The organism is Psychromonas sp. B3M02, from assembly GCF_003318165.1.
In the GTDB taxonomy this organism is placed as follows: Bacteria; Pseudomonadota; Gammaproteobacteria; order Enterobacterales; family Psychromonadaceae; genus Psychromonas.
Window position 1 is genome coordinate 45765 of record NZ_QOCB01000110.1, and the last position, 12632, is coordinate 58396.

Below are 12632 nucleotides of genomic sequence, written 5' to 3' on the forward strand. Positions count from 1 at the left end.
CGCTTACTATGTTGTTAATATAGCCTTTCATTATCTGGCATACATATGTTGCTGAATAGCTATCTTCCTTTACTGAGTTTTTGATTATGCCAATAACTGCTTTATTAAACGCTGCTTTAGCGAAGCGTGAATCCCTTCTGAATAACCTGTCTATTGAAGATCAACCTAAAACAGATTGTTTTCGTGTATTTCATGGCACAGTAGAAGGCGTTAATGGGCTTAATATCGATCGTTACGGTGATGCATGGTTAATTCAAACCTTTCATGAAACCTTATCTGAAGCACAGTTAGATGAGATTAAAACGGTATTGTTAAATGTGGCGGATTTGCCTCTGGTTTATAACGACAGATCAAACAAAAACTCTCGTATTATTAATCAATTAGATGAAAGTACTGATGCTTTTGCACAAAGCGATCAAGTGATGTCTGAAAATGGCGTATTGTTTACCAGTAAATTGCGTCATGAAGGACAAGACCCACTGCTGTTTTTAGATATGCGTGTTGGCCGTGAATATATGAAAAAGCACAGTCATAAAAAAAGTGTATTAAATCTTTTCTCTTATACCTGTGGTATTGGTATTGCTGCAGGTGTGGGCGGTGCAAAGCGGGTTGTTAATGTCGATTTTTCTTCTTTTGCATTAGCCGCAGGACGTAAAAATGCGCAACTCAATGACGTCGAATCTGTTTGTCAGTTTATTCAAAGTGATGCATTTCCTGCTTTACGTCAGTTAGCAGGGCTTAAAGTCACCAGTCGTAATAACAAAAAACTACCTAGTTATCCTAAAATGTCTGCTTCGCAGTTTGATTTAGTCTTTTTAGATCCACCACGCTTTGCTAAAAGTGCTTTTGGCACGGTTGATCTCGTGAATGATTATCAAAGCCTGTTTAAGCCTGCGCTATTAACGACTAAACCCGGTGGTACTATTGTGTGTTGTAACAATGTAGCTAAGGTTGATAAGGAAGTGTGGTTTAAAAGTTTAGTCCGTTGTGTAGAAAAGCAGGGCAGAGAAGTAACTGCGGTTGAATGGTTAGATTGCCACAACGATTTCCCTTCTTTTGATGATAACCACCCTTTAAAAATCGTAGCATTAACACTGTAATACCAATTGCATTAAGTAAGTGATTGGCATTACAGATATAAAAAAGCCGAGTCTTCAACTCGGCTAGTATTGATGCATTTGCAGTGATTATTTTTCTAATAAACGCTGTGCAGTGCTTTTAACACCTGGGTAATTTTCCTCAGGTAATATTTCAGCTAGTTTTAATAACTTTTCCGCTAAAGCTGCATTTGATTCCGCTGACACATTGATATGCCCCATCTTACGGCCTGCACGTTGTGCTTTACCGTACCAGTGGCTTTTTACATCACTGATGCTAAGTACTTGCTCACTGATATCTGCTTGACCTAATACATTGATCATCGCACTCACTTTTTGCAGATTAGTATCACCTAATGGTAAACCTGCTACAGCACGCATATGGTTTTCAAATTGACTACATGCAGTACCTTGTTGTGTCCAGTGACCAGAGTTATGTACACGCGGTGCAATTTCATTAACCATTAATTGACCGTCTACATCAAAGAATTCAATGGCTAATACACCCACGTAATCCATATCTGCAGATAGTTTGTTAAATGCATCAATCGCTTGCTGTTGAACGCTAAGCTCAATTTCAGTGGCTAATGATAGCGTTAATACACCATCAGTATGTTGATTTTCAGTCACTGGGTAGATAGCAATGTTACCTGCTTTATCGCGGGCTCCAATTACTGATACTTCGCGGTTAAATGGGATCATTTTCTCTGCGATAATACTGTGTGGGAAACTTTCAGTACCCGCAGCAATAAACTCAGCCATTTCAGACCAAATAGTCTCTAATTGATCAATTGATTTTAAGCGCCATTGGCCTTTACCATCATAACCCGCTTGGCAGGTTTTAATCACTAATGGTAAACCTAACAGTGACACAGAATCGACTAGGTGTTGCTTTTCAGTGATCAATTTATACGGTGCAGAAGGTACGCCAGTTTTATCCAGCAGTGCTTTTTCAATGCTACGGTCACCGCCAGCTTTGATTGCTGCTTTACCTGGGTAAAACTTTCCACTGTCATGGCATAACGCCAGTACATCATCAGGAATATGTTCAAACTCACAGGTGATCACATCAACCAAGGTAATTGCGTCTTCAAGTGATTGCTCATATGACTGTAACGTCAGTGGGTGAATAACTTGCTTTGAACCTACGTCATAGGCGCGCACATTTAGATTTAACGGCGCCGCTTCTAAACTCATCATGCGTGCAAGTTGCCCTGCACCTAAAACTAGAATATTCATATTAAACCGCTGGATCTGGGTTAGCTAATACGGTGTCTGTTTGCTTTTGGCGGAACTCATCCACTTTAGCAAGCAGTTCAGGTTGTTGGCATGCAAGAATTTGCGTTGCTAATAGGCCTGCATTTGCAGCACCGGCTTCGCCGATTGCCAATGTACCTACAGCAACACCTTTAGGCATTTGGCAAATTGATAATAATGAATCAACGCCTTTTAATGCTTTAGATTGAACTGGTACACCTAATACAGGTAAGCTGGTGAAAGCCGCTGCCATGCCTGGTAAGTGTGCAGCACCACCAGCACCAGCAATAATTACTTTAATGCCACGTTCAGCAGCACTAGAAGCGTAATCAGCTAATAGTTGTGGGGTACGGTGTGCAGAAACCACTCGTGTTTCATATTCAACACCAAAAGAATCTAACATGTTTGCCGCGTGTTCCATGGTCGGCCAGTCAGACTTAGAGCCCATTATAATACCAACTTTCATACATACTCCTGTAATAGGGGGATAATTTATAATCCGCGCGATTATACCCGTTAGGCTATAAGATGCAAAGTTCGGTTGGTTAATTAGTAGGGGGGATTTTGGGGCTTAAATTTTAAAAAACCTCCGCGTTTAATAGCGAAGGTTTTGATTCAATTAATGATGACTAGAATAGGTTTAACGTAAACGCTTGCCGGTGACAGCATCATGGATTTGTGAGGGATTTTCTAAACCTGTAACAGGGTAGTTAACCACATAATTAAGCAATGAATGGTTAACAAACATCTGCTCCACTTGTTCTGCAGTTATACAGGATGGTTCGCCAGATAAGTTAGCGCTGGTGGAAATAATAGGCTTGCCAAACTCATTACATATTGCTTGCACAGTAGGGTGTTCGGTAACACGTACGGCAATGCTATCAAAGTCACCACTAACGAGCTTAGAGAGTGAGGCTTGTACAGGAACAACCCAAGTGAAAGGGCCTGGCCAAGTGGCTTTAATATTATCTAACTGTTCAACGCTTAGTGATGAAAAGTCTGCATAACCTTGTAGCTGTTCGATATTAGCGGCAATTAAAATTAAACCTTTATGCGCTGGGCGTTGTTTTAAGTCGAGAATTTTTTGAATGGCAACTTCGCTATCCGGATCGCAACCTAATCCAAATACCGATTCTGTTGGGTAAGCAATAACACCCTCTGATTTTAAAGCTAACAGTGCTTGAGAAAGCGTATTTTTATCCATTGTCATTTATTGCTCCACTAATTTTTAACGTGTTTACTACAAACAGCCAATAATTATATAGGTTTACTGCGGTAACCACATCCTTTTTTAGGGCAGATCATACGCGTTGCAGTGGCTGTTTTGCGCTCGACTAAGATAGGCCATTTGCAATCTGGGCAGAACTCATTCACTGGCTTATCATTCACTGCATATTTGCAGTCAGGGTAGTTATCACAAGCATAAAAGGTTTTACCAAAACGTGATTGACGGGCAACTAGGTGACCATTTTTACAACTAGGGCAAGCAACATCAGCTTCGGTTTTTTCTGGTTGAGCAGCTTGCTCAGAGAGTTGTGCCGTATGCTCACAGGTTGGATAGTCACTACAACCAATAAATAGACCAAAGCGACCTTGTTTAAGAACCAATTCATGCTGACATAAAGGGCAACTTGTCCCAGTGAGCACTTTTTTGATATCACTTTTTTCATGCAGTGGACGTAAGTAGTCACATTCAGGGTAAGCACTACAGCCTAAGAAAGGACCTTGTTTACCATTTCTAATATGTAATGCTGAACCACACTTAGGGCATGGCTCAGTGACTTTTTTATGGTGTGTGGTCAGGCTGCTCATTTAATGAATCAGCCCCTCTTCAAAGTCCATGACCATAGATTCTAATTGTAGGAATGCATCGTCACTCACAGGGTCATTGAATAACACCATTAGGATTAACCATTTAACATCTTCTAGAATTAACTCACCGCTGTCTAATGCCATGATGCAATCGATCACCATTTCGCGGGTATGTGTAGTTAGGATTTTAGCTTCTTCTAGGTAGTTAATGTAATTACGACAGGTCAAAGAGATTTGACGTTGTTCTTGTTTATTATAAATACGGTGAGAAGTTTTCTTCTCTGCGGTAGCGCGGCTTTGAGGCTCTTGATTATGCATGTTAGCTAAATTGTCTAACCAAGCTAATGCTTTGGTTATATCAGACTTTTGAAAGCCTTCTTGCATTAATTCATCGGTCACCTCTTGTGTATCAAGCTCCATAGTTTGGTCAACTTGTATATAACTTTCAAAGAGATACATGATAATTTCGAACATAGCTAGCCTTTTAACTTAGTATAACCTTGCGGTTGGACGGTAATTATACCATTTATCTCTAATTCTATTAACTGATTTTGTAAGCTGACAACATCTAATCCACTTCGTGCTAGCAAGGTCTCAAAACTGGTTAGATTATAATCGATTAATGCGACTAAAGGTGATTGTTTACTTACTGGCGGAGTACTGTCTTCTGTGGCTATTTGGGGTAATTGCAAAGCAGGAAACTCATTAATAATATCATTACAATCTAACACTAGTTTCGCACCTTGCTGGATTAACTTTAAACAACCACAGGCTTGTGGATTATCAATTGAGCCAGGTAAAGCAAATACTTCTCTATTTTGCTCGTTAGCATAACGGGCTGTAATTAATGAACCACTTTTGAGAGATGCCTCGATAACCAGCGTACCTAAACTTAATCCAGAAACAATGCGATTACGCCTAGGAAAGTTGCTCGGGTAAGCAGGAGTATCTGGCCAAAACTCAGAGATTAATAGCCCTTGTTCAGATACCTGTTGAGCAAGCTCAAAGTGACGTTTTGGGTAAATGTTATTTAAGCCGGTGCCTAACACCGCAATGGTTGAACCTCTACGTTTTAACGCGCCACGATGTGCCATGCCATCGACACCAATAGCTAAACCGCTGGTGACCGTTATGCCACTATCAGATAACTGTTGTGCAAGGTCGTGAGCTTTCTCTTGCCCATAGGGTGTACAACTCCTACTACCAACTATGGCTACCTGAGGCGCATTAAGTAGCTTGATATTACCTTTTACAAATAGCAACAAAGGAGCACTACTGATCTGTTTTAATAGTGCAGGATATTCTGGGTCATCATAACTAATAATATATTGATTCAGTGTCGGTTGATGCCAAGATAAGCATTGTTGAATATGTTTTTGGTTAGGGTGTAGAAAGGCATCTATTTGTTGTTCGTTGAGCTTTAACGCAGCAAGTTGCTTAGCGTTGAGTTGAAATAGGGATTGAATTGAATAATGACTTAGTAGGGTAAATATTTTGCGTTTTTGTAAAGCTGGAATAGCATCAAGTGCTATCCAGCAATACAGAGGGTTGTTGGTTAACTCGTTGTCAAATAATGAACCTTGAATAATAACCTACCTTAATTAAAAGGTTTAAAACGATAACCCTTCAATTTTATATGTTGAACCGATAACATCTTTACCGCGCATTAAGATTGCGATGCTAAGGTTTTCATAGACCTTAAATACCATCAACTCACCAACACGTTCCGCTGGTAGTGTGATATCTGGATCACCAATTTGATCAAAGGCATCACCATCTTCTTGATAGATAACATCATCATTCACTAAGATTGCTTGGCCTGAGCGTAAGATAGAGAACATTGAACCTATTTGTATTCCATCCATTTTGCCTTTATCAATCACTACAACATCCCATTTACCGATAGCAGATGGACCATTAAGTGATGATAATATTTGACCTTTAACCGATTTACTTACAGGCTTAGGAATAAAGTAAGCAGGTAAGCTTTCGTATTCAGGAATCGGCAAGATTAAATCACCTTGACGCGCCTCTCTTGAGCTTCTGAGTAAATCAAGAGGCGTTGCTTCAGCTGTAGTATCAACATTAGGACTTTTAGATACCTGAGCTTGACCGATAAAGAGTAGTTCAGAGCCAAGATTTTCGCTATATTTCCCTTTGAAGTTTTCACCTAGGCGGTAAATGCCGTAAAGCTTATTCTCATCAAATTGACCTTGACCGTAAAAAATATCACCCTCAAAGAAACGTGGAGAACCTACCGCATCACCTAATACTTTTGGTGTTCCTTCTAATAAATCAGGTGAGATGATGTGATCTTTAGTTAGGAAAGCAGAGAGTCTGTTTAATGGAATAATTGGAATCGCTTGGTCTTTCTCTTGAATACGTGGTGTAGGAGAAAGCTTTTTAAGGCGTTTACGGGTTAACCTTGGTTCACCATCAACCCAAATAAGGTTAAGTACATCACCAGGATAAATAAGGTGTGGGTTGGCTATTTGGCTGTTGTTTTCCCATAAGCGGGGCCATAACCATGGGCTATTTAAAAATAGCGCTGATATATCCCATAGTGTGTCTCCCTTTTTCACTATGTATGTTTCTGGATGATCTGCTCGTAGTTTTAGTGTGTCAGCGAATGCTGTGATCGACAACACAACCCCAACTAGGAGCGATGCAATAAGTTTTAATTTCATAACAATCCTTGCCCTGTGATTAATAAAACTGTTTTTTATAATAGGAAATGACTAGAATTAACTTTTTTATTATTAATAATGAGAGCGATAATACCATGGCTTTACTTGAAGTATTACATTTTCCAGATGATCGTTTAAGAACGGTTGCTAAACCTGTCGAAGAGATCACCCCTGAAATCAAGCAATTCGCTGCAGATATGATTGAAACCATGTATGACGAAGATGGTGTTGGTCTTGCTGCAACGCAAGTAAACGTACATCAACGTATAGTGGTTATTGATGTATCAGCTGAACGCAATCAACCTCTAGTATTGATCAACCCAACCATTTTAGAAAGTGATGGTGTTGAAATTTCTGAAGAAGGTTGTTTGTCAGTACCTGAAACCAATGCTGAAGTGCAACGTGCTGAATTTGTTACCTTACAATACCAAGACTTAGACGGCGACACACAAGTGGTTAAAGCTGACGGTTTATTTGCGGTATGTATCCAACATGAATTAGATCATCTAAAAGGTAAGTTATTCATTGATTACTTATCACCATTCAAACAAAAGCGCGTTAAAGCAAAATTAGAAAAGTTAAAACGTCAGCAGAAAAAATTCTCATAAGTATACATTCATCAGTTTAAGGTTATTTTGTGGAAAAACTAAAAATCATTTTTGCAGGCACTCCAGATTTTGCTGCTAATCATTTACAGGCATTAATTGATACTGAATTTAACGTGGTAGGTGTTTACAGTCAGCCTGATCGTCCTGCTGGACGAGGTAAAAAACTGACTGCCAGTGCAGTAAAAGAGGTGGCATTAGCCAATGATATTGCGGTTTATCAACCAGAAAACTTTAAACAAGCTGAAAGTGTTGAGCAATTAGCTTCATTAGATGCTGATTTAATGATTGTGGTTGCCTATGGCCTCATTTTGCCAAAAAGCGTGTTAACCACACCGCGTTTAGGTTGTTTGAACGTGCATGGTTCATTATTACCAAGATGGCGAGGTGCTGCACCTTTCCAACGTGCTATTTGGGCTGGTGATAAAGAAACGGGCGTAACCATCATGCAAATGGATGAAGGTTTAGACACCGGTGATATGCTAAAAAAAGTCAGCTGCCCAATTGATGCCGATGAAACTAGCGCGTCTTTATACGCTAAAGTAGCAGAGCAAGCACCATCAGTGCTGATTGATACTATTCAACAGTTACAGGCAGGTGAGCTAGTTGCAGAAAAGCAAGATGAAAGCGCAGCGACCTACGCTAAAAAATTAAGCAAAGCAGAAGCGCAAATCGACTGGAAGGATGATGCAGAATTCATCGACCGTTGTATTCGTGCTTTCAATCCTTGGCCTATTAGCCATTTTCAATGGGTAGGACAAGTGATCAAAGTACATCAAGCCAAAATAGTGGATACAGAGACAACAGCAACACCAGGTGCCGTGTTGAAAGTAGATAAACAAGGTATCCAGGTAGCCACTGGTAAAGGTGTGTTAAATTTAGAAATCATCCAATTGGCAGGTAAAAAAGCGATGCCGGTCGCGGATGTTTTAAACTCTCGTCATGACCTATTTACTACATCAAGCAACTTACTCGAACAAGGTTAACAACAATGAATGTACGTGCGATTGCCGCTAAAGTATTAAATCAAGTGGTAGAGAAGGGGCAGTCGTTATCACAAGCATTGCCAGCCATACAGCAGGAACTCACTCCTAAAGATAAAGCGCTAGTACAAATGCTCTGTTACGGAGTATTACGTACTTTGCCTCGTTTAGATTTCTTCTGTCGTTCGTTAATGAAAAAACCATTAACGGGCAAACAGCGTGATTTACACTTTCTAATTCTAGTTGGCATGTATCAACTCTTATATACCCGTATCCCAAGCCATGCCGCCGTTGGCGAAACGGTAAATGGTGCCAAAGCCCTAAAGAAACCAGCTTTAAAAGGCATGATTAACGGCGTATTAAGAAGCTTTTTACGTGAACAAGAAAGCTTGATCGAACAGGCAGATCAACAACCTGCTTTATTATATTGTCACCCAAGTTGGTTAGTGAAGCGTTTACAAGCAGCTTACGGTGAGCAGAAAGCTGCGCAAATCATGACTGAGAATAACCAACAAGCACCAATGTGGTTACGTGTTAATGCACGCTTTCATGATCGTGAGCAATATCTTGCGCTGTTAACAGAGCAAGATAAGCAAGCGGAAGGTATTGATAATAATGATAATGCGCTATGTTTAGAAAATGCTTGTGATGTTTACCAATTACCTGGTTTTGAACAAGGTTGGGTATCTGTACAAGATGGTGCAGCACAGTTAGCAGCCCATTATTTACAAGCACAACCCAATGAACTTATCTTAGATGCATGTTCAGCACCAGGCGGTAAAACGGTTCATACTTTAGAGTTACAGCCAGAGCTTAAACAGATGGTGGCGGTGGATTTTGATGAAAAGCGTTTATTACGTGTACAGGAAAACTTGGAACGATTGAATCTGCAAGCGACTGTGATCCATGGTGATGCCTCTAAACCTGAACAGTGGTGGTCAGGTGAGCAATTCGATCGTATCTTATGTGACGCTCCTTGTAGTGCCACGGGTGTGATTCGTCGTCACCCAGATATTCGTTGGTTACGCCGTGATAGTGATATCAATGAGCTAGTGGCATTACAGCAAGATATCCTGCAGGCTTTATGGCAAAAACTAAAACCGGGTGGGGTGCTGTTATATGCAACATGCTCTATTTTACCCGATGAAAATGATCTGCAGATTGAGCGATTTTTAGCAGCAACTAGCGATGCATCATTAATTCCACTAGACAGTAAAGTCAGTGACAGTGTTTGCCAGCGTCAAATCTTGCCGAATGAGCAAAAAATGGATGGTTTCTATTACGCAAAATTGCAAAAAGCGTTATAAAACGATAACAACAATAAGAGTCAATCGATAACTAGTGAGACGAAATGAAAATTATTATTTTAGGTGCAGGACAAGTGGGCGCTTCTTTAGCTGAAAACTTAGTTGGCGAAAATAACGATATCACTGTGGTTGATGAAAACCATGAAGCCTTACAAGAGTTACAAGATCGTTTTGACTTACGTGTAATACAAGGTAGTGCCTCATGCCCAACTACCTTGGGTAATGCAGGTGCCGTAGATGCAGACATGTTAATCGCGGTGACCAACAGCGATGAAATTAACATGGTTGCCTGCCAAATTGCCTTTACCCTGTTTAATGTGCCTAAAAAAATAGCGCGTATTCGTTCACAAACCGTGGTGATGCATGAACAAGAGTTATTTCATAAAGATGCCTTCCCTATTGACCATATTATTGCTCCTGAGAAGTTAGTAAGTGATTACATTACTCAGCTAATTGAATACCCGGGTGCGCTGCAAGTAGCCAACTTTGCCAATGGTAAAGTGGGGCTAGTTGCCATTCGTGCTTATTACGGTGGTTCGCTGGTGGGTAACGCTATTTCCGCGTTAAAAGAGCATATGCCTAATATCGAAGCGCGTGTGGCTGCAATATTTAGACGTGGTAAAGCAATTCGTCCACAGGGCACAACAATTATTGAAGCCGATGATGAGGTGTTTTTTATCACGGCTAGCCCAAATATCCGTGCGATCATGGGCGAGATGCAGAAGTTAGAGCACCCTTATAAACGCATCATGATTGTTGGTGGTGGCTATATTGGTGAAAGCCTTGCTAAGCGTTTAGAAAAAGAAAACTCAGTTAAATTGATTGAGAAAAATTACCGTCGTGCTGAACATCTTTCTGAGACGCTATCTAACACCATAGTGTTCTGTGGTGACTCATCAGATCAAGACTTACTGCTAGAAGAGCATATTGATCAAACCGACCTATTTATCACCGTCACCAATGATGATGAAGCGAATATCATGTCTGCGATGTTAGCCAAGCGTTTAGGTGCGCGTAAAGCCATGGTTCTGATTCAACGTACTGCTTATGTTGATTTGATCCAAGGTAACATTCTCGATATTGCTATCTCTCCGCAACAAGCGACCTTATCTGCATTGTTAACCCATGTACGTAAAGCCGATCTAAAACACGTTTATTCATTACGTGAAGGGTTAGCAGAAGCCATTGAGATTGTTGCCCGTGGCGATAACATGACCTCTAAAGTAGTGGGTAAAGAGATTTCACAATTAAAACTACCAAAAGGAACCAGTGTTGGCGCGATAGTACGTGAAGAGCAAGTGTTAATTGCGCACGATGATACCGTGATAGAAACTGATGACCACGTTATCTTGTTCTTAGTGAATAAGAAGTACATCAACGATATCGAAAAACTATTCCAACCAAGTCCATTCTTCCTGTAAGCAATAACAGATGAATTACCGTCCACTGTTCTTTATTACTGGGCTAGTGCTGTCGAAAATGGCAGTGTTTATGTACTTCCCTATGATATTGGCTTTCTATACCGGCACTTTTGGTGGAATGGAGTTTTTATTATCGATAGTGATCACTCACCTTGCTTCTATTGCTTTCTTATACTTTGGCGGAGAGAAACAACGTTCCCATTTAGGCGTTAGGGAGATGTTTCTATTAACCACTGGGGTATGGATTCTAGCCAGTTTATTTGCCGCGTTACCTTTTGTATTTATACAGCATATTAGTTATAGCGATGCTTTTTTTGAAACTATGTCTGGCATTACCACAACTGGAAGTACGGTGTTACATGGTTTAGATTCCATGCATCATAGTATTCTGCTTTGGCGTTCAATATTACAATGGCTAGGCGGTGTTGGCTTTATTGTAATGGGTGTGGCTATTTTACCTTTTTTAAATGTGGGGGGGATGCGATTATTCCAAACAGAATCCTCTGACTGGTCCGATAAATCAGCGGCAAAAACCCGACAGGTGGCTTTAGATATTCTGTTAGTTTATATCACACTCAGTATTGCTTGTTATATTGGTTATCGCTTTTCTGGGATGGATAATTTTGAAGCGATCAACCATGCAATGACCACTATCTCTACAGGGGGATATTCAACCTCCGATAGCTCGATGGGGCACTTTACTGTCTTTGCACATTGGAATGCCATTATCTTTATGTTTTTAGGCGGACTCCCTTTCTTGTTAATGATTAGAGGGTTGCATGAAAAATCACTAACACCACTTTGGCAAGATGCGCAAATTCAAGGATTCCTGAAGCTCATTTTAGTATGTACTTTGAGTTTAACTATCTATTTAGTAAATTCTGGCCAGTTCATGTGGTTAGATGCCTTACGTCTCAGCATGTTTAATGTTGTATCGGTTATCACTACCACTGGTTTTGGTCTAGACGACTTCTTAACTTGGGGTGATTTTAGTGTTATTGTTTTTGCTGGCTTATTATTTACTGGTGCCTGTTCAGGTTCAACATCCGGTGGTATTAAAATTTTTCGATTCCAAATAGCCTTTAGTTTGTTGCAACGCCAGCTGATGTTACTTATGCATCCACATGCGTTATTCCCTCAAAAATATAATAATCGTAAAGTCAGTGATGAGATATTGCGTTCTTTAGTGGCGTTTATTCTCGCTTATATGGCGACTATTGCTGTGTCTACATTATTGCTGACTGCATTTGGATCTGAAGCAATGATTTCATTAACGGCTTCAATTACCGCCGTATCGAATGTTGGACCTGGTTTAGTCCCTTCCATTGGTCCATCAGGTAATTTTGCTGACTTCCCTAATGCATCAAAATGGGTATTATCAATTGGCATGTTAATGGGACGTTTAGAGATATTAACGGTGGCAGTAATGTTGACTCGACACTTTTGGCGTCGTTAAGTCACTA

Annotated in this window: 13 protein-coding genes; 6 read left to right on the plus strand and 7 right to left on the minus strand. The window is 40.3% G+C overall.

Features of this window, described 5'->3' with window-relative positions:
• Positions 1-86: 86 nt before the first annotated feature.
• Entirely contained in the window at positions 87-1100 is a 1014-nt protein-coding gene (locus DS885_RS11850; RefSeq protein ID WP_113819640.1) for a class I SAM-dependent rRNA methyltransferase, read from the plus strand.
• A gap of 87 nt (positions 1101-1187) precedes the next feature.
• On the opposite strand, the gene DS885_RS11855 is transcribed toward DS885_RS11850, so the two are convergent.
• The 7 genes from DS885_RS11855 to DS885_RS11885 form a co-directional block, all read right to left on the minus strand.
• Entirely contained in the window at positions 1188-2336 is a 1149-nt protein-coding gene (locus tag DS885_RS11855) for a 5-(carboxyamino)imidazole ribonucleotide synthase (protein ID WP_113819641.1), read from the minus strand.
• A gap of 1 nt (position 2337) precedes the next feature.
• The gene (purE, locus tag DS885_RS11860; RefSeq protein ID WP_113819642.1) at positions 2338-2820 is read right to left on the minus strand and encodes a 5-(carboxyamino)imidazole ribonucleotide mutase; all 483 of its coding nucleotides are present in this window, start codon (positions 2818-2820) and stop codon (positions 2338-2340) included.
• Positions 2821-2994: 174 nt separating this feature from the next.
• Positions 2995-3564, minus strand: a complete 570-nt coding sequence (locus tag DS885_RS11865; protein ID WP_258546902.1) for a Sua5/YciO/YrdC/YwlC family protein — start codon at positions 3562-3564, stop codon at positions 2995-2997.
• A 47-nt stretch (positions 3565-3611) separates the two neighbouring features.
• Positions 3612-4166, minus strand: a complete 555-nt coding sequence (locus DS885_RS11870) for a DNA topoisomerase family protein (protein WP_113819643.1) — start codon at positions 4164-4166, stop codon at positions 3612-3614.
• Positions 4167-4640, minus strand: a complete 474-nt coding sequence (locus DS885_RS11875) for a DUF494 domain-containing protein (RefSeq protein WP_113819644.1) — start codon at positions 4638-4640, stop codon at positions 4167-4169.
• Positions 4641-4642: 2 nt separating this feature from the next.
• The gene (dprA, locus tag DS885_RS11880) at positions 4643-5755 is read right to left on the minus strand and encodes a DNA-processing protein DprA (protein ID WP_309472392.1); all 1113 of its coding nucleotides are present in this window, start codon (positions 5753-5755) and stop codon (positions 4643-4645) included.
• A gap of 21 nt (positions 5756-5776) precedes the next feature.
• Entirely contained in the window at positions 5777-6853 is a 1077-nt protein-coding gene (locus DS885_RS11885) for a LysM peptidoglycan-binding domain-containing protein (protein WP_113819646.1), read from the minus strand.
• Positions 6854-6948: 95 nt separating this feature from the next.
• Here DS885_RS11885 and def point away from each other — a divergent pair, with 95 nt between their 5' ends.
• Genes def through DS885_RS11910 form a run of 5 tightly spaced genes read left to right on the plus strand, consistent with a single transcriptional unit; the run spans position 6949 to position 12625 of the window.
• A complete protein-coding gene (gene def / locus DS885_RS11890; RefSeq protein WP_113819720.1) occupies positions 6949-7461 on the plus strand; it encodes a peptide deformylase in 513 nt (170 codons plus the stop codon).
• 29 nt (positions 7462-7490) lie between these two features.
• On the plus strand, positions 7491-8444 hold the full coding sequence (gene fmt / locus DS885_RS11895) for a methionyl-tRNA formyltransferase (protein WP_113819647.1): 954 nt from the start codon (positions 7491-7493) through the stop codon (positions 8442-8444).
• A gap of 5 nt (positions 8445-8449) precedes the next feature.
• A complete protein-coding gene (gene rsmB, locus DS885_RS11900; protein ID WP_113819648.1) occupies positions 8450-9748 on the plus strand; it encodes a 16S rRNA (cytosine(967)-C(5))-methyltransferase RsmB in 1299 nt (432 codons plus the stop codon).
• A gap of 44 nt (positions 9749-9792) precedes the next feature.
• On the plus strand, positions 9793-11169 hold the full coding sequence (trkA, locus tag DS885_RS11905) for a Trk system potassium transporter TrkA (RefSeq protein WP_113819649.1): 1377 nt from the start codon (positions 9793-9795) through the stop codon (positions 11167-11169).
• Positions 11170-11179: 10 nt separating this feature from the next.
• Positions 11180-12625, plus strand: coding sequence for a TrkH family potassium uptake protein (locus DS885_RS11910; RefSeq protein ID WP_113819650.1), 1446 nt, complete (start codon positions 11180-11182; stop codon positions 12623-12625).
• The last annotated feature ends 7 nt before the right edge of the window (positions 12626-12632 follow it).